Source organism: Bacillus sp. UMB0728, assembly GCF_002858875.1.
GTDB lineage: Bacteria > Bacillota > Bacilli > Bacillales > Cytobacillaceae > Bacillus_AB > Bacillus_AB infantis.
In genome coordinates this window covers 847,415-865,148 of sequence record NZ_PKLA01000001.1, presented here as the reverse complement: position 1 = coordinate 865,148, position 17,734 = coordinate 847,415, and the positions used below count along the sequence as shown (strand labels likewise).

Annotated in this window: 21 protein-coding genes and 1 pseudogene; 12 read left to right on the top strand and 10 right to left on the bottom strand. The window is 43.2% G+C overall.

The window, feature by feature from the left end; translation table 11 throughout:
* Entirely contained in the window at positions 1-459 is a 459-nt protein-coding gene (locus CYJ37_RS04455) for a hypothetical protein (protein ID WP_101548151.1), read from the top strand.
* Between the two features lie 28 nt (positions 460-487).
* The gene (locus CYJ37_RS04450) at positions 488-970 is read left to right on the top strand and encodes a hypothetical protein (protein ID WP_101548149.1); all 483 of its coding nucleotides are present in this window, start codon (positions 488-490) and stop codon (positions 968-970) included.
* A gap of 33 nt (positions 971-1,003) precedes the next feature.
* On the opposite strand, the gene CYJ37_RS04445 is transcribed toward CYJ37_RS04450, so the two are convergent.
* Positions 1,004-1,195, bottom strand: coding sequence for a hypothetical protein (locus tag CYJ37_RS04445; RefSeq protein WP_101548147.1), 192 nt, complete (start codon positions 1,193-1,195; stop codon positions 1,004-1,006).
* 265 nt (positions 1,196-1,460) lie between these two features.
* Here CYJ37_RS04445 and CYJ37_RS04440 point away from each other — a divergent pair, with 265 nt between their 5' ends.
* Positions 1,461-2,279, top strand: a complete 819-nt coding sequence (locus CYJ37_RS04440) for an STAS domain-containing protein (protein ID WP_101548145.1) — start codon at positions 1,461-1,463, stop codon at positions 2,277-2,279.
* 162 nt (positions 2,280-2,441) lie between these two features.
* Complete coding sequence (locus CYJ37_RS04435) at positions 2,442-3,218, top strand: LysM peptidoglycan-binding domain-containing protein (RefSeq protein WP_101548143.1); 777 nt, start codon at positions 2,442-2,444, stop codon at positions 3,216-3,218.
* Between the two features lie 52 nt (positions 3,219-3,270).
* On the opposite strand, the pseudogene CYJ37_RS04430 reads toward CYJ37_RS04435, so the two are convergent.
* Positions 3,271-3,384, bottom strand: a pseudogene (locus CYJ37_RS04430) (5-methyltetrahydropteroyltriglutamate--homocysteine S-methyltransferase); the annotation flags it as partial.
* A gap of 91 nt (positions 3,385-3,475) precedes the next feature.
* Entirely contained in the window at positions 3,476-3,661 is a 186-nt protein-coding gene (locus CYJ37_RS04425) for a hypothetical protein (protein WP_035402415.1), read from the bottom strand.
* A 741-nt stretch (positions 3,662-4,402) separates the two neighbouring features.
* On the opposite strand from CYJ37_RS04425, the gene CYJ37_RS04420 reads away from it, so the two are divergent.
* Entirely contained in the window at positions 4,403-4,846 is a 444-nt protein-coding gene (locus tag CYJ37_RS04420) for a CBS domain-containing protein (protein WP_101548141.1), read from the top strand.
* A gap of 414 nt (positions 4,847-5,260) precedes the next feature.
* Here the strand turns inward: CYJ37_RS04420 and CYJ37_RS04415 are convergent, their stop codons facing one another.
* The 3 genes from CYJ37_RS04415 to CYJ37_RS04405 form a co-directional block, all read right to left on the bottom strand.
* The gene (locus CYJ37_RS04415) at positions 5,261-6,010 is read right to left on the bottom strand and encodes a class I SAM-dependent methyltransferase (protein WP_101548139.1); all 750 of its coding nucleotides are present in this window, start codon (positions 6,008-6,010) and stop codon (positions 5,261-5,263) included.
* Positions 6,011-6,886: 876 nt separating this feature from the next.
* Positions 6,887-7,399 (bottom strand): DUF3231 family protein, encoded by a 513-nt coding sequence (locus CYJ37_RS04410; protein ID WP_101548137.1) that lies wholly within the window; start codon positions 7,397-7,399, stop codon positions 6,887-6,889.
* Positions 7,400-7,538: 139 nt separating this feature from the next.
* Positions 7,539-8,789, bottom strand: coding sequence for an MFS transporter (locus CYJ37_RS04405; protein WP_257964168.1), 1,251 nt, complete (start codon positions 8,787-8,789; stop codon positions 7,539-7,541).
* Between the two features lie 369 nt (positions 8,790-9,158).
* Here CYJ37_RS04405 and CYJ37_RS04400 point away from each other — a divergent pair, with 369 nt between their 5' ends.
* The 5 genes from CYJ37_RS04400 to CYJ37_RS04380 all read left to right on the top strand — a co-directional run bounded on the left by CYJ37_RS04400 (position 9,159) and on the right by CYJ37_RS04380 (position 13,617).
* Positions 9,159-9,773: a hypothetical protein gene (locus CYJ37_RS04400; RefSeq protein WP_101548136.1), complete on the top strand. Its 615-nt coding sequence runs from the start codon at positions 9,159-9,161 to the stop codon at positions 9,771-9,773.
* Positions 9,774-9,792: 19 nt separating this feature from the next.
* Positions 9,793-10,689, top strand: a complete 897-nt coding sequence (locus CYJ37_RS04395) for an alpha/beta fold hydrolase (protein WP_101548135.1) — start codon at positions 9,793-9,795, stop codon at positions 10,687-10,689.
* A complete protein-coding gene (locus CYJ37_RS04390) occupies positions 10,689-11,600 on the top strand; it encodes an aminoglycoside phosphotransferase family protein (protein ID WP_101548134.1) in 912 nt (303 codons plus the stop codon). Before CYJ37_RS04395 ends, CYJ37_RS04390 begins: the two co-directional genes overlap by 1 nt.
* Before the next feature lie 103 nt (positions 11,601-11,703).
* Positions 11,704-12,537 (top strand): STAS domain-containing protein, encoded by an 834-nt coding sequence (locus CYJ37_RS04385; RefSeq protein WP_101548132.1) that lies wholly within the window; start codon positions 11,704-11,706, stop codon positions 12,535-12,537.
* A gap of 231 nt (positions 12,538-12,768) precedes the next feature.
* Positions 12,769-13,617, top strand: coding sequence for an STAS domain-containing protein (locus tag CYJ37_RS04380; RefSeq protein ID WP_257964167.1), 849 nt, complete (start codon positions 12,769-12,771; stop codon positions 13,615-13,617).
* Positions 13,618-13,676: 59 nt separating this feature from the next.
* Here the strand turns inward: CYJ37_RS04380 and CYJ37_RS04375 are convergent, their stop codons facing one another.
* Positions 13,677-14,477, bottom strand: coding sequence for a cytochrome c oxidase assembly protein (locus tag CYJ37_RS04375; RefSeq protein WP_257964166.1), 801 nt, complete (start codon positions 14,475-14,477; stop codon positions 13,677-13,679).
* Positions 14,464-14,967 carry a DUF2243 domain-containing protein gene (locus CYJ37_RS04370; RefSeq protein ID WP_101548129.1) on the bottom strand — a complete coding sequence of 168 codons (504 nt, stop codon included), beginning with the start codon at positions 14,965-14,967 and terminating at the stop codon, positions 14,464-14,466. The genes CYJ37_RS04375 and CYJ37_RS04370 overlap by 14 nt, the downstream gene beginning before the upstream one ends.
* A gap of 150 nt (positions 14,968-15,117) precedes the next feature.
* On the opposite strand from CYJ37_RS04370, the gene CYJ37_RS04365 reads away from it, so the two are divergent.
* Complete coding sequence (locus CYJ37_RS04365; protein WP_101548127.1) at positions 15,118-15,687, top strand: DUF6434 domain-containing protein; 570 nt, start codon at positions 15,118-15,120, stop codon at positions 15,685-15,687.
* A 26-nt stretch (positions 15,688-15,713) separates the two neighbouring features.
* Here CYJ37_RS04365 and CYJ37_RS04360 read toward each other — a convergent pair whose 3' ends face one another.
* Positions 15,714-15,887 (bottom strand): DUF4083 domain-containing protein, encoded by a 174-nt coding sequence (locus CYJ37_RS04360; RefSeq protein WP_101548125.1) that lies wholly within the window; start codon positions 15,885-15,887, stop codon positions 15,714-15,716.
* Between the two features lie 299 nt (positions 15,888-16,186).
* On the opposite strand from CYJ37_RS04360, the gene CYJ37_RS04355 reads away from it, so the two are divergent.
* A complete protein-coding gene (locus CYJ37_RS04355; protein WP_101548123.1) occupies positions 16,187-16,708 on the top strand; it encodes a DinB family protein in 522 nt (173 codons plus the stop codon).
* A 30-nt stretch (positions 16,709-16,738) separates the two neighbouring features.
* Here CYJ37_RS04355 and CYJ37_RS04350 read toward each other — a convergent pair whose 3' ends face one another.
* Positions 16,739-17,734: a TIGR03943 family putative permease subunit gene (locus tag CYJ37_RS04350; RefSeq protein WP_101548121.1), complete on the bottom strand. Its 996-nt coding sequence runs from the start codon at positions 17,732-17,734 to the stop codon at positions 16,739-16,741.

Sequence of the window (17,734 nt, the reverse complement as noted above, 5' to 3'; positions counted from 1 at the left end):
ATGGCCGGACTTATTATTTCAATAATTATTTTTAATATTGCAGCTGTAAAGTTCGGCAAAGCCCTGTCTGGCAATCAGAAGCTGCATATATGGACATTTACGATTGCATTTCAGCAGACCTTTGATGTCATCATAGAATTCAAGCTGCATGGATACTGGTATTTCAGCATGGATCCGGATTTTGGGGGACTGCTGGCACACACGCTGCTGCTTCCTCCTGTGAATATTCTCTTTCTCAGCCGCTATCCCTTTGGCTCTGATAGACATACAAGGATATTTTATGTCGTTTTCTGGGTGATTGCCATCCTTCTTTACGAATATTTTACTTTGCTCCCTGAACCGTGGGGATATTTTCATTACGGGTGGTGGAAGCTGTGGCATGCAGCCATTGCTGATCCGATTTTGTTCTTCTTATTGATTCAATATTATAGATGGATATGTAAACTGGAAGTTGCATGATTGTTTGGGCCATAAAAGAGGTGCTTATATGAAACCGCAAAGACTGCTTTTGGCTGTTATGATGCTTCTTTCCTGGGCTGCCATACCAGTGATTGGGAAAAGATCCTTTAAAAGATTTCTTCCGGCATCCATATTCATCTGTACTGTTGCAGCCATCATGAATATACCGGCTGCAAAACGCAAATGGTGGGTATTCCATTCCAGTATCCATCCTAAAATACGGGGAGATGTCCCGTTTGTTATCGGACCCTATTTCGTTATGTCCTTTCTCGTATTGAAGCTTATGTATGGGAAGTTTGGTTTATTTATAATCGTCAATTTTGTCCTGCATATATTATATGCATTCCCCGGCGTCCGGTTTTTAGAGTGGACAAGAATCGCTTCACTCAAGAAAATGACCAGGCAGGAATTCATCCTGCTGCAGCAGCTGAGGGCAGTCCTTTTATATTGTTTCCAAGTTCTTTATGAAAAGCTGCGGAGGTCAGAGCTCAAAAACAATATACAGGACTGAGCCCCGCTCATAGAGAGCGGGGCCTGCTGACAGCTAATCATTGCTGCGCTGATGTTCAACCCACCAGTCTATATGATCCAGATCAAAAACGATCATGCTGCCAAAAGGTCTTTGATGGGGGAGCTTCCGTTTTTGAATGAGATCCAGAATGGCCTCCTCAGACAGCGGATATTCTTTCATATCCAGATAAGCTATCAGATCTTTTATGCTATAAGCCTTCCTCAAATATTAATCACCTCCCGCCAATCCTCCTTTTTAGAAAGGAAGTCTGGCGAAAAGCACTTAATGATGGAGAAGCTTAACATACTTTTCCCCGGCTATTTTGCCTTTAATCGCATCATGGGATAAAAACTTCAAATTGAAATGAATACCTCACTAAATGAAATATTTGCCATAGTTCCGAAAAATCTGCAGTATTGGGGAATGGTTTTATTTTCAGAAAATTTGTTATAATTATAGGGAGAATACTTTTTATGGGAGTGATTTTTGGGTGGCGATTGCATTAGAAAGAGAATATGCAGAATTTTTCAGGAGCAATTCAAGCTTCTTTCAGGAAAAACTCCTGAATGAAGCAGTGAATGTACGCGAAAAAATAGAGGAAATTCTCTTGATCGGAAATATTGATCTCCTAAACAATGCCCATGCTCTTGTCTTGCACGTGTTGAAGGAAGAGAGGGAAGAGGTAAGAGAATTTGCAAAAAAGGAAGGAGTCTCTTGGGCAAAGCATAATTTGACTCTTTCATTTAAGCTGGAATGGGTACAGGCGATAAGAAGGACCATCTGGTATTTACTCGAAAAGTATAATAATGAGAGTGAAGAAAAGAAAAGGAATGAAGAATTTTACGAGCTGGAGCGGCTTATAAATGATCAGGTCGATCAGTTTTTGAATGCTTTCTTTTTAAGCTACTCAGATTATAAGGACGAATTGCTAAAGGCCCAGAAGGCAATCGTGGAGGATTTGTCTGTTCCCATCATTCCCATCAGCCCAAGTGTATGTGTGCTGCCATTGATTGGGCAGATAGATTCCTCTAGATCCCATACTATCGGGGAAAAGGCGCTTGAAGAGATTGCCCGGATCAGCATTGAAACGCTTGTGATTGATCTTTCCGGCATTGTCTATATGGAAACAGATGTCATACACCATATCATGAGGATCATCGACGGAGCGAATATGATGGGCTGCCAATGTGTGATAACCGGCCTTCGTCCGGCCCTTGTCCAAAAAATCACTTCACTTGGCCTTTCATTTGAGAGTAAAGCAGTTACCAAGGCAACCCTTCAGCAGGCACTGGAAGATTTCTTAAATTGATTCAAGCTCTGAAAAGCTGGTTCCTAAATAGAATCAGCTTTTTAAATTAGTTTTAAAAGCAAAAAAATGGGTTTGTCCCTGTGAAACCGTTATTCTTTACCCCCGTCTAATATGGTGTAAGAATAAAATTACATCAAGATTGACAGAAGGGGGTTATTAAAAATGAAAAAAGTAAAAAAACTGGCTGCTGCAGGACTGATGGCATTAGGAATCATTACATTCAGCCAGGGCCATGCAGCAGCCGAGGAATTTTACCAGATAAAGAAAGGGGACACTCTTTACAGCATTGCCAGGAAATACGGCAGTACAGTCGGCCAGCTCAAGCATATCAATAAATTAAAGAGCGATAGAATTTATGCGGGCAGCAAACTGGAGGTCCCAGGAACGATTACGGTAAAAAAAGGAGACACACTGTGGGGAATCGGCCAAAAATACGCTCTCAGCGTCACTGAACTCAAAAAAATAAACGTGCTGAAGAGCGACCTGATTGTAATCGGACAAAAGCTGTCAGTCAATAAGGGTATTATTGCTTCATATGATGCTGATAAGGTGAAAGTGTCCGTTTCCGTAAAGAAAGGTTATACATTCCATGCAGAAGAGCCGCGCCGCTTCCTTTTGGAATATGGGAAGAATGCCCGGTATTTTGCCAGGGTGGAAGTTCTTGACGGTAAATCAGTAATGGATGAAGTAAAGAAAAATTCTCTGGATTATCTCAGGACGATCGGCAAGCCTGAAGAGATGAAATCTGTCCAGCTTCCATTTTATAGAGACAGCATGATGGTTCTGCACGCACATAACAGAACTGATCAAGCAAACATTATTGTCAAAAAAGTAGACGGTAAGCTGCTTCGAATCACAATCCATTATGTGAACCAGGAGGAATCAGAAGAGGTTTATGAGACGATGATCTCGATTCTCGGAAGCATGAAAGCAAACTGAAAATGAAGGAGGGAGGGGATCATGCGGTCCCCTCCCTTGCCATTCACAATGATTATTTCCAAACCTCTTCTGCAATGCGGACAACATGCCTGAGTTTTTCCCATTGCTGCTGTTCTGTCAGGAAATTGCCTTCCTCAGCGGAAGCAAAGCCGCATTGAGGATCTAATACTCTACATGAAAGAAGAGGGAAATGCAAGGAAGAAAATAGAGAGCTTGTGCAAGCTCTCTATCTGTACATGTTTATAGGGTATTATGCTTTATTTTGAAAACAGCTTCAGCAGCGGATGCTTATTTTTATCCTTCACCTTGATTTCCTCCATCACTATCCGATCCTGATGCTCAGAAATCCATTCTTCCATTTCTTTTTTATCTTTGCATTGTGTGTAGTAGGTTTCTCCGCCTTTTCCAACTGCATTAATGACATATCGGCAAGTGTTTCCCATAAATCCTCCCGTTGCTGTGGTGTTTAAAAGGTATTATGCATGCATTCCATCATCGTTTCTTCTACTCTCTGATACTCTTGTTTTTTACAAAATCAGAGGAAGCGAAACCCAAATTTCAAGTCATGATTTCCAATAATAAATCCTGTTCTGCCTTATCTTACTCACGAACTTAATGGCTGTCAACGGAAAACAAAAAAGAATTAAAAAAAGAAATAAACTGGTTGAAAACATGATGATGTCTTTGTAGAATAGAGGATTCACTCATTTTTTTGCCTCTTGCTGAAGGCCATATATAAAAAGGACTATGCAGAAATTTGCTTATGAGGAAAGTTGGAAGTAAAATTATTTCAACACCTAAAAATATGAATTGGCTCAATCTCATATTGAGAACGGAGGAACCGATGACCAGGGGCTAATTCTGCAGAATGCAGGAGGGATGATAACGATCTTTCGCCATCCTGCCCGTCGGCTAAAGCGAGTGAGGTCACAGGAGACCGCCTATTCAGCAGCACCCCAGCTTTCAAATCTGCTGAAGCTGCCCGCATCCAGGATAGGTATTTTTGTGCTGTATATATTCTGCGTACGTTTCAGGGCTGCTGTTTGAAGGGAAAGAAAGGGAATGTGACTGTTTATGCATTACCATTGCCAGAGACAGTTTTGTGCAGGAGAAACCGGAGTGAACAATTAAGCAGGAATAATGCTTCAGGTGTTCAGTGTTAATAAGAAGGAGAATCAGCTGTAATGAATATCGCGTTTTTTTTATTGCCTAAAAATGAACTGGTTTTTGTCTACGACCATTGGACAATGAGACAAGCCATGGAAAAAATGGAGTATCATCGTTATACAACGTTCCCGATATTGAATAAGGAAGGGAAATATGTAGGTTCTCTGTCAGAAGGTGATTTGTTATGGAAGCTCAAAAGCATGGGCAGGGTAGACTTTAATGAGATCCAGGAAGTGATGCTGAAGGATGTGCCGCTTCACAGGTCATATGAGCCGGTGCTCGTGAGCAGTGAGATGGAAGAAATCATTAATTCATCACTAAATCAGAATTTTGTCCCTGTTACTGACGACAGCGGCGTCTTCATAGGGTTGATCCGCAGAAGAGAAATTATCGATTATCTGGCAGGCAGCTATAAAGAAAGAAACTTGTCAGTTCCTGGGGAGCAGAGCAAGACAACATAAGGAAGGCTGAGCAGCCACTTTTATACAGAAAAAAAGTCCATACAATTTGGTATGGACTTTTTGGCGCCGCAAGGATCTGGGGAGGTTTTGATTCGGCATTGCTTTGTTCTTTTGGAAAATGGCATTAATTTAAGCCTTCTTTGAGGAAGTGTCATTAAAATGAAGGGGGAGCAGTCCATCTGGAAGGCGATTCACCCGACTTTTGAAGAGAACATCCCAAAATTCCGGGTAATCATGCCGGATTCATTCATAATCCTGCCTGTTTAGACAATAATCATACCGAACCTGCCATTAATCATGCCGGTTTCCGCATTAATCATTCCTAATCCCATATATTTACAAAACCCATACAACCCGCGATGCAGATGCTGCTCATGAAACACAAAGATTCATGGCGTACCCGCTTACTATACTCTAAATAGCTTTTGTGCTCTTAATAATGATTGTTGTGGGAAGATATTGTGCTTTTTCATATGAATACCAGCGGTTGCTGTGCCTTTTCCTGTCTTCCTCTGATAGGCGTGCTTCTTCTATAACTCTCTCGACTCTAAAGCCCTGGCTGACCAGGGCATTGATGTAGGTGCCTACTTTATACTGCTGCATGAAAGCAGGCGTATTCCATCCCTCATGGTTATAAACACCTTCCTCATGATAAGGCTTATCGATAATAATGGAGGAATCCTGGCTCCTGATTCTGCTGAAAAATGGATGTTCCCAGCTGAAAACGAAAGTGCCGCCAGGCTTTAAATATCTGTGTATATTAGCCAGCGTTTCCTCAAGGCTTGTGGTCCAGCCGAGAGCATAGATGGAATAGACAATATCAAAGTAATTAATTGGGAGCCCGGGATCATTCTCCATAGGGGATTCAAAAAGCCTTACAGGCGCTTCAGCCGCGCCGAGCACATTCTGTGCCGTATGTATCTGCTTAGGAGACAAATCGATCCCCCAAAGCTCGGCTGCACACCGTCCGTCCATATAGAGGAGGGAATGCCCGCTGCCGCAGCCGATATCCAGCACCTTTTTCCCGGAAGGGTCGCCAAGCAGATGCAGCTCATCTTCCACAGGGGCCAGGGGACCATACTCAGGCAGCGGATTACGGCCGAAAAAGCGCTCTGCTGAAAGGTTCCAGCTTTCTTTGTTTTTCTCTAGAATCTCTGTTTTCATTAAAATCATCCTTTTTATAGTTTAAAAAAGGCTCCAGATCATCTTTCTGCAAGCCTCCTCAAATATTCTATATTTATCCAGAGTTTTCCTTTATTCTACAAAATGGATTTACAGGTGTTTCATTGATTTCTTCTTATTTCATCTGAAACTTGCAGTGTGGATTACATGGGGAATATGAAAGCCGGGGGCAGCATGATAGGAAATACTGAGATATATGGTGCACCATAATGAAAATAATGCACCACTGCGCCGGGGTACAAAGAGAAGGAGTGGTGCAGCTGAAAGAGCTTGCTTTATGAAACGGTATATTTTACATTACTTGGGGCCGGGCAATGATTTCTCTTTTCCTTTGATTGGTGAACTCTACAAAAAATAAATAAGCGGACGTTTTCCCGCTAAATAAAGAATGGAGTTTGTTCTGAGGTAAATAAGGGGAGATTTTCCGGTTAGGTAAAGCAAATTATCATATTTTCACATTTTTTGATTCAATAAGCGGAATTTCTCCGTCTATTTGGGCTGTTTTTTATAAAAATTACTAATTAAGCGGAATTCTTCCGTCTATATACAGACAGGGTCCTTAACCTGATCGCCTAACCGAAAAGAACGTTTTGAGTTCCGGATGATGGAATCAGCAATATTTTCAGACTAGTGTGAAAGTACTTTATTAGCTTCTTGTCACATAGGTATAAATATTTTTCGACTCCTATTGGAGAATGTCTTCCCTTTTCGAATTACTAGCCGAAGCACTTTCTTTTCAAGAAAAGACACAAAACAGAAACAGCCCCGGCAGTGTTTCCTTTGAGGCTCAGGGCTGAATCAATGGCGAATATTGGATAAATACCAGGGAGAGCGTCTTTGTTCTCCCTTTCAATGCTTCTAGCAGTCCTTCCCTTTAGACAGGTGCAGGGGAGGAGGAATCAGCCAGCCTTTTTCTTTATTCAGGCGCAAGACCTTGGCGCCAAGCTGTGCCTTTTGTGTGTGGAACTGCCCATACATCATGGCTACATCTTCACGGATCGACATGCCGATAACCTGGCTGCAGGCAACAAGCCCTGCGGCAATGTCAGCTGAAAGTGTTCCCGCTATCTCCATATCGGAAACCCTTGCGCCAACGGGGATGTCATCCAGGCACGCATCCGGCCGTTCAGGCAGTGCCGGCGGAAGACCGACGCCATTTTCCTTTAGCAGTTCTTCCACCTGCCTGCGATTTTCCATGCCTAGTTCAATCGCTTCTGCAAGCAGCTTCTTAAGATCATCATCACCTGCGTGGTTCATCATGGTCTGATAGCCTGCAATCATCGCATTTCCTGCAAGCTGGGAGGACCAGATACTAAATACTTCGCCATAATGCAGCGGTTCATCCTTTGGGTTTCCGCTTAAAATTCCCATCATAAACCTCCTTAAATTATCTCTCATCAGAGTGCCGCCTTTCTGTTGCACAAGCGTAGTATTGCCCATCTGCCTGTAGATCATTTCATCTTTTTCAAAAGCAAAAAAAAACTTGAGGCTAATCGCCTCAAGCTTTATGTTATATTTCTTCGCTCACTCCAGATTTAACAGAGTTTCTGCCCATGATTGGCAGGAGAATGAGAATTCCAATCGCCAGGAGTACAGCTGACGCTTCATATATCAGTACAATGGAAAGCTTGCTGAGCAGCCAGCCGGACATCGACATGGTAATGACGGTTGCTCCCATAAAGAGGGGATTCAGGATGCCATTGACCCTGCCGATAAAGTGTTCTTCTGTATTTTGCAGAATCATCGTATTAATGCCGATATGGATGCAAGGCATAAACAGACCGGAGAAAAATTGTGCAGCAAGTGTGAGCCAGAAAGCGGTCGACAGGCCCATTCCTATGAAGCCGATTGCGCTGGCCGCCATTCCAAGCGCAAGAAGCAGCTGGGGCTGTGCCTTCTTTGAAATAGCAACTGTCACGCCTCCGCCAAGGATCATACCGGCCCCAAAGGCAGTCATCAGCCATTGCAGCTCCTCTTTTGGAAGGCCAAGCCTGTCAGTTATGAGAAAGACGCCGAGCGGCTGGGTAAGGCCGATAGCAAGGCCGGCAGCAGCAAAGCAGCCTCCGAGCAAAGTCAGTGGCTTGCTGCTCCAGACATAGCGAAAACCGTCCTTCATCTCCATAAACAGCGATTTTCTATCGGTTGTTTCATCCAATTCCCTGTCAGCTGGCAGCATAAGCAGAATGAGGGCAGAAAGGATGAAAGCAACACCCATGACCGCAATGGCTGTCATAATGCCGAAGCGCTGATAGACAAAGGTTCCGATTACAGGCCCCAGGATCATGAAAAGCGCAAATACAGTCTGGTAAATAGACATTCCCATCTGAACCAATTCTGCCGGAACATGGAGTTTGAAAAGCTTCATGCCGGCAGGCTGGGAAAATTGGGACAAGATCGAGGAGACAAGAGTCGCAAAGAATATCACTTTCCAGCTTCCGAATAGCAGGGTGAGCAGCACTGCAAAAATGGATAAGGCACTCAATAAGTCGCACCATACCATGGTCCTTTTCGGCCTCCACCGGTCTGCAAATGTTCCGCCGATAAAAGAAAACAGGAAAATGGGCGCAAATTCAGCGACTGATATAAGAGACACCGCTACCGGGTTTTCATTTGTTTTTTCAATTACATAAAGAAGGATCGAGTAATTACGGACCCAGATTCCGATTTGCAGGAAAAAGACAGACAGCAGGATGGTTCTGATAACGCGATTTTGAAAGAGCGCACCAAAGCCTGCTTTTTCTGCAAGCATATTTTCAGTCATAAAAAAACCTCCTGCCTTTTCTGGGCAGGAGGCTCCTTGGGTGTATGGCTGGTCAGAGGTATTCTGCCTGCTTTCACAAAAGGGGTGCACTAATCCTGTCCAGAAAAGAATCGTATAAATAAATTACGAATATTTCCCAAAAAGAATTAGCTGTTCATCGCCCTTTTGTCACCCTTCCGGTAAATTAATATCCATATATTACCGGAATCCGCTGGAGAAGGCAAGGGAATGCATGGAATAAAAAATCGACATATTCAGCAACATGATATTGTTTTAAAAACAATAACAGAAAGTTTAAAATAATCTTTAAGAATGGTTTCCGGTGGCTCTCACTGTCCTGAAGCATAGTTTTTTTAAGGAGGAAGCTGTATGTGTAGAATAAAGCAATTCCGTTATCCAGAGCATTATGACCAAAGGGCTGCACCATACGATGAAAAGTTTCTTTCATTGTTGATTGAAAGGAAAACGGCAGCTGACAATAAACCGGGCACCCCGCCAGAAGACCAGCTTGAACAGTGGGCTGAAAAGTACGGACTTTACCCGGATTTTGTTAAAGCTATTTTCGGGACAATACGCATGGAAGAGGAATTAAGGCCCCGGGCGGAACCGGAAGATTTTATTAAATATGTCCCTGTAATGAGGAGTGTAGAAAGAGACGGGAAGCTTTATAGCATGACCGCGGTCAAACAATACAGCAATGCGAGTGTCATTACCATGGCAGTTGAGTGGGACGGAACGGCTGAAGAGCACGTACCCGGCAGATATGATCTAATGGGACATTTCAGGTTATATATTGAAGGAGGCTATGATTGCAGAGCGCGCGGTGCGAAAGGAGGAAACGGCAGCATGTCTTACACCTTTACAGTTGTGCCGCCACTGCCGGAGAACCTGGAAGAAATATCTTTCGTGTTCGAAAGATTTGAGGATCCATTCGGTCAGGAGCCATCCGGGTTTGAATTAAAGTTTAACCCGATTCGAGAATAGAACGAGAAAGGGGACTGTCATGAAGGAAGAAAAGATTCAATTGCCAAATGGGATAAGTATAAATGTGGCCCATAGTCTTTCTGAAAAACCAGTCATTCTGTTTCTGCATTTCAGCGGAGGGACATGGGAGGCCTGGCATGGAATCATACCGCATTTCTCTGCAGACTATAGTGTGATTGCACCAGACATCAGGGGACATGGTAAATCAGAAAAACCGGAAAGCGGCTACCATATTGACGAAATGGCTGAAGATATCATTTACCTTCTGAATGAACTGGGCATTGAATGCTGCCATATCATTGGAAGCTCCATGGGGGCTGAAGTGGGGCTCAGCATAGCAGCCTCCCATCCTGGAATGGTCAAATCGCTTGTTTGTGAAGGCGGATTATATGATCGCTGGGGAGAATACAGCTTGCTGGAAGGAACAAAAGAAGAGGCAGACATAGAAAGAACAGAGCTTCTGGCAAGCATTAATAATGAAGAAGAACTTGTTTTCGCTTCAGCCGAAGAGTATATTTCGGCAATGGAGAAAGTATTCAAGGAAGCGGATATCTGGAACAGACATGCAGAAGCGTTCATTAGAAGCACTATGGAACAAAGAGAAAACGGACACTTTGCGAATCGCTTTACAAAGAATGTCCTTGCCGGCTTTATTTCATCATGCTGGGATATCAGGCTGGAGGACTATTACTGTAAAATCAGCTGTCCTGTTCTCTTTCTGCCAAGCCAGGAGGAGTCAGAAAACAGACTGGCAGAAAAAAGCATCAATCATTTTTCTTCCCTTCTCCGGGAACATAAAATGATTTATATACCGGATTCACTGCATGCATATGTTTGGCTGCAGTTTCCCTTCCAGGCGGCAGAAGCCGTAAAATCTTTTTATAAAAGCTTAAAAACAGGGAGGCTATCTGTTTAATGGACTTGCCTGAAGCGTTTAAAAGAACCATCAGGAATGTACATAAAGAAAAAGGCAAAGAATGGCTTTCGAACTTTGATTCTTTAATAGAAGAATGCGAGCAGCGATGGAAACTTAAAATCAGGGAGCATTATAAGCTTTCTTATAATTTTGCCGCGCCCGTTATTATGGCAGATGGAACAGAGGCTGTTCTTAAACTGTCCGTCCCGGGAGGGGAATCAAAAGGAGAGGCATATGCACTGGAGCAGCTTAAAGGTCCGGGTGTCGTAAAGGTATATGAAGCTGATGTGGAAAAAGGCATTCTCCTCCTTGAAAAGGTGGCCCCCGGTTCAACACTTGCTGGAGTAGAAGATGATGAAAAAGCCGCAGGGATTGCCGCAAATCTGATGAAAACCCTTTGGGTTCCTGCGCCGCTATCATCTGATCTGCCTGGGATGGAGGAGCGGCATCAAAGCCTTAAGCGGATTCTGAGTGAAAATCCGGAAGGGCTGGGACCGATAACAGCTTCGATGCTGAATGAAGCAGACGCCATATTTGCTGAGAATATAAGAAATACTACAGCACATTTCCTTCTTCATGGAGATCTGCATCATTTTAATATCCTGGATGGCGGGAAAAATGGCTGGGTCATCATTGATCCAAAAGGGCTGATAGGGGAAAGAGAATATGATGTCATTCAGTATCTTCTCAATCGGCTGCCTGAAACAGGGGGAGAGTCTATTATATCAAAAAGGATTGACCTATTCGCAGAGAATGTGGGCCTGAAAAGGGAAAAGCTGATCAGCTGGGGCTATGCCCATTCAATCCTCTCAGCTTCATGGAGCTGGGAAGAAAATGGCAGATGTGAGCCTTCTTTTTTTAACTGTATTGGGGTATTTGAAGCGCTGATAAAAGAAAGCAGGAAGGTCTGAAAGGAAACAGCTTTCCGATGCAGTTTAAAAGATGACCCTTGTAAGCAGAAATGCTACAATAGTAAAGAAAAATATCTTAAATAGAGAGGTCTCAGGGGAAGCTATGCATAGAAATAAAGATTTACATGAGTTTTTAGTAGATAAAACATGGCAGCTAACAGAAGACTGGTATACTTCATTGGATAAAAGCGATCCAAAAGGGGTATACAGCTCGACCAATCCAGATGTAATCCGGACGATAAAGCAGCAGAACCATGATTTTCATGAACATTTCTGCAAGATTTTTATCATGGAGGAAGATGCCTTCTTCCGTGAGTTCGAACAGTGGATTTTATCCATTGCCCAGGATGAAGAGCACTTGAGTACTCCTGTCCATTTTATCTTAAGAGAGTTTTTCAATACTCAGGAACAGTATCTTGATTTAATGGAAGAATATGCGAAGAAAAACGATAAAAAGTATACGCAGGATCAGATCAATACTTGGAACAGACTGATCATTAAGGCTTTCAGCAAAGTGATGACCTGGTTCACACAGGAAAACCATAAATATTCTGAAGCCAGATTGAAGGCCAGCCAGGAAATGATCAATGAACTCAGCTCGCCGGTCATTTCTCTTAATAATAATGCAGCGTTGCTGCCGCTTGTTGGCGATATTGATACAGCAAGGGCCAAGTTCATCCTTGAGCATACGCTGCTCGAATGCAACGAGAAAAAGGTTAACCATCTGTTCATCGACCTGTCGGGAGTGGTCATGATTGATACTATGGTTGCACACCAGATATTCCAGCTCATAGAGACGCTAACACTGATTGGCGTGAAGAGCACTTTATCAGGCATCCGCCCTGAAATTGCCCAGACGGCAGTGCAGCTGGGAATCTCATTCGATAAGATTAGTGTTACCTCCACCCTGGAGAGGGCCATCAATTCTCTTAAATAAATTTATCCTTTGGAAGCTGCCAGTATGCAGCTTCCGTTTCTTTATTTGCACAAGAATCCTGCAGGATATATATTTTTCAAAAGGCGTTTAACCAGCCAGAAAAACGGTTAAATGTATATTGGAAAAAAGCATAATTAGTTATCGAAAAGCTAGGAAATTTGAAATCGTGCCGGTATAATAATAGAAAATAAACTAATAAAGATTCTTTGTATATTTATGTTGGGGGAGCTTATGACAAGAGAACTTGCACATATAGGGGAAAGAATTAACCAGGAAAAAATGCAGATTGCCAAACAGGTCCAAACAGAGCGATTTGCTGATCTGACAGCTATAGAAAGAGAAGAAATCAGCAAATATGAAACAGAAATTTTGAATTTAAGAGCTTCTTTTATCAGCATGTTTGGAGACAGTCTCATCAAGTCCTCCGAAGGGGAGGAAGTAACAGACGTTTTCGAAAACTGGGGAGCTGAAACGGGAAAGAATCTGTGTGTTCAAGGAGTGTCGCTGGATGAGGCGCTTATGGATACGGCTTTATACAGGAAATACATATGGAAAGTAATTAAAAAAGAAGTTCTTAAAAACGAATTGTCAGCAGAAACTGTTTTTGAAATAATAGAAACAATTGATCCATTGCTGGATATCGCGGTCCACGCCTTCAGCCTTGCATATGTGAAATCATATACAGAAACACTGAATAATTCAAAAAAAGCGTTCCTCGAACTCTCTGTACCGGTTGTCCCGATTACAGACTCTGTGGCAATCCTGCCGCTGATTGGAGATATTGATACTGACAGGGCGCAGCTTTTAATGGAAGAAACTCTTGAGAAATCAAGGGAGTTGGGCATTTCCCATTTGATTCTGGATGTCTCGGGCGTGATGATTGTAGATACGATGGTGGCTAATGAGCTATTTAAAGTCACTGATGCGCTCAGGCTTCTTGGCATCAAGGTGATCTTTACAGGTATCCGTCCTGAAATAGCGCAAACTATGGTTAATCTGGGACTTGAGGTGGACGGGCTTGTCTTCCTGGGCAGCCTGAAAAAGGCACTGACACATCTGAATAAACAGGACGTTCTATAGAACAAGAAAAGAGCACTGCCCAGTTGGCAGTGCTCTTCTTATTCTATGCTGCCCCCATGCTAAAAGGGTACGGTGCCAACACCTGATTCCCTCGGGCGCCTTGCTTTATACCATTCAAGGCAGAAAAAAATGATGATGAACAGATCTATTATATCTCCGCCATAATACATGAGGACAGCGCCGCTCTGAGCCTGTTCCATTGAAACGCCTGAAGGGGGATGGGCGTAGAGGTATTTTGACAATATCCCATGACCTGCCAGGGCTGTGATCAGGATGGCTGCCCTAGGCACAAAGCTCTTTTTATGCGAAGAAGGCTCAATTGAGATGAATGATGCCGTAAATAGATATCCTGCCAGAAAGACATGCAAATGGACCAGCAGGTAAAGCACAGGCTGTTCATGCATCCTTGTAAACAAATCGGTTGTATATAGCAGCCAAAGCCCTCCTATATTTAAGGTTGCTGCTGCTGCGGGATGGGAAATAACACAGAAAAAACGGGATTTTAGCAATCTGGCCCCTCTTCTTGCATATGCAGCAGGCAGCATTCTCAAAGCCAAAGTGACAGGCGCGGAAAGGACCATCAGCAGGGGACCGAGCATACCGAGGAGCAAATGGCCCATCATATGCATTGAAAATTGATTGTGGGACCAGGAAGCTATTGGACCTGCCGCCGCTATGCAGCAAAGGATGCCGGCAACCCAGAGAACGGTCCTGTATAAAGGCCAATCACGTTTCCCGAAATATTGGACTGCAAGGTAGATGAGAAGCAGCCAAACAAAAAACACAATTAGGGCACCTTGGGCAGCGATTAATCCAGCACCACCCACTGCTTCGTGGTGCTGATGGCTATTGCCGTGCATCTGGTGCAGCACCTGCCTTTCGCAGCTGTTTGTTCGTCTTGAGGAAAAGAATAGTTCCCAAAAGAATGAAAAAGAGCGCAATAGCATTCCAAACCAGATCATAAGGCAATATTTCAACCTCATAGCGAATTTGATGGATTCTCATCACCTTATGCTGGATAGTCCCGTCATAAAAATTAAAGCCACCTGAACCCAGCATGACGCCGCTCATCCATCTCTTTCGCCACCAGGCTGCCCTCCGGCGGAGATCTGCAAGCATAAATAAAGCTGCTACTGTGGCAAACCAGCTGAAAGCATGAAAAAATCCGTCAGAAACCAGTCCTGCGGCTGTGGTGGAAAGGTCATAAAAATGGTGCCAGTGCAATAGCTGGTGAAAAACAGCTTCATCCAAAAAAGCTGCCAGGCCCACTCCAAACAAAACACCAGAACCCAGGTTCCTGCCGGCAAACCTGGCCTGATCTTGGGAAAGGCTTTTGTCCATTCTTGCCATCAGCCAACCTCCTATCCTTTAAAAAGTCCTTTTCTCACCAATCTACCCATAATAACGCATATTTAAGCAGAGGAATTATTTTCCTTAACCCTTGTAAAGAAAGAACATCCGTTCTATAATTTAATTGATAATAAGCTGATGGAGGAATATATGAGGCCGGAACTTACCAGCAAAATAAGCTTTTTTGAATTCAGTGAATATTATTGGCTTAAAACAGAGCTTCAGGCATTCTGCAGGGAAGAAGGGATGAGTACGTCAGGCGGAAAGGCAGAGCTTTCGGAAAGAATTAAGATCTTTTTGACGACAGGGGAGAAAAAAGGTCCGATGAGAAAAAGAAGGCCAAAGCCCTGCGCAGCCAAAGCCCCATTAAGCCTTGATACGGTTATTTCTGAGAATCACACTTGCTCACAGGAAGTCCGTGCATTTTTCAAGAATGTCATAGGTTCACAATTTCACTTTTCTACTTATATACAAGATTATTTTAAGTATAATCCCGGAAAGACCTATAGCGATGCTGTATCAGCGTGGCATGAGGAAGAAAAACGGAAAAAAGATCCTTCCTATCAACGCGAAATTGGCCGGCAGTTCGAATATAATCGGTTTATTCGTGATTATTATGCAGACCCGAAAAATCAGGGGAAAAGCAGAGATGACGCTATTGCCGAGTGGATGCATATAAAAAGCAAGCCTGGGAGCAATGAATATAAATTCGAGGAATAGATTTCTTCATACGCCAGGACGGGAGGCTAGCTTTTTTTGTCCTCCTCCAGCAGCTCGATGATTCTGTCCAGCTTCTGCTCCATTCTGGATTCAGGTTTTCCGATAACCAGCCAGCGCACGAGAAAATAGACAGCAAAAACCATTCCAGCCATAATGGCAAACATAAGAATCTGAAATATAGCATCTCCACTGTTAAACATATGTATCACAACCTTTCTTTTTTTCAGTATAACATTTTATTTGTATGAATATGGAAGGATATTCGAATTTACATTACATATTGGAATTTAAGAATATATTTTACATACACCTAAATCAGCGGCGATTATTGCGGCGAAAAGAGGAATTTATACTTGAGGTATAAGAATTTATTATGTTTGGTGATCTAGAGGAGCAATGGTCAACTTAAGTATACCATGTATATTCTTCAATATTCAGTCTATAATTTCTCTCCTTATTTGATAGGATGAAGATAGCAGATGTTGAAGGGGGAGTTTTTTTGATTGATTACCGGATAATGCCTGCCGCGGGATACAGCAAAAGAGTTGCTGATGTGGTGAGTATGCTAGAACATTCAAGATCTGTAACACTTAGTGAAATACAGGGGCTGGATCAATCCCGGCTCGATTTTTTGCTCGACGATGCTTCTAATTCAATTGGTGCCCTGCTGATGCATGTGGCTGCAATTGAATTTGTGCATACCATCATAACTTTTGAGCAAAGGGACTTAAATGAGGATGAAAGATCAAATTGGGGAACTGCGCTGGAACTTGGGAGCCTGGCCAGGGAAAAATACAGAGGCAAGGATCTGGATTTTTATGTGGCCGAACTTGATGCAGTCCGGAGAAATACATTGGATAAACTGAAGGAGGCTGATGAAGACTGGCTCCTTAAGGATCTTCACTGGGAAAATGGGCTGGCATATAATCACTATTGGATGTGGTTTCACGTTATAGAGGATGAAATCAGCCATAGAGGACAGATTAAGCTGTTAAAAAGACTCGCGGACAGACAAGTATGAAAAAGGGCGGATCTAAGTGACCGCCCCTCTTTATAAGACCTTGATTGTTATTGGATAAATATATGGCTGATCGGGCTCACTGATCGATTCCCATTCAGTCACTTTAAGGAGCGGCAGCATTGTACCATTATATTCAGCCTTTTCAATTGTTCCTTTTGCTTTTATCCAGCTGTCAGCTTCCAGCCCTGAGGCTTCTTGAAATTGTGATAAAAAGCCGACAATGCTTGCGTCTGCCACACAATGGGAAACAAGGAACCTTGAGATGACAAGCTGGTCCTCGTTAAAGCCTTCTTCCTTATAGACAAACCCCTTCAGCTCGATCTCTTTTCCCACAAAGCTGTCCAGATCTTCATGCATGCTCTCATAATAGGCGGCATACACATCATCGTTCAAAAGGATGCTATTGCTTTTTGCCAGTCTTTTTTTGTACGCGGTGTATTCATCATTTGTCATGACAGGCTGATTCTCCAGATTTGGATCCGGTTCGTTTTCGTCTATAGAGTCTCCCTCTTTATCCTCAAGCCGCTCCTCCGTTTCTGCTTCATCCTTGTCAGTCTGCCGCTCATCTGTTTCAGCATTATCCTGTTCAGCCTTCTGCTTTCCTTGTGATAATATGGCCATTCCCCCTTTTTTATCCGCAATCGATGCGTCCAGTACCTTGGGCGGTAGGAGGAAGCCCGTAATCAAGGGAAAGATGATGATGCTGTAGGATAGCAGCTTTTTGGCTGTAAACGGGGAGGTCCCGTGATCATGATGGTGCCCGCAGTCATGGCCTCCATCATCATGCTGGCAGCATTCCATTTCACCATCATGGTGATGATGATGCTTTTTTTCCTTTTGTCCCCATATGCGAGTGATTTGAATAAAAAACAGGACGAGAAAAATAACAGATGCAATTTGGCTCAGGCTCTCATATTTAGGGTTGATATATTTGCTGATCTCTCCAGTATAATGCAGCTTGAAGATCAATGCAGAAAAAATAAGCAGTATTAATGCCCTTAAACCCTGCTGATAGTGTATGACCAT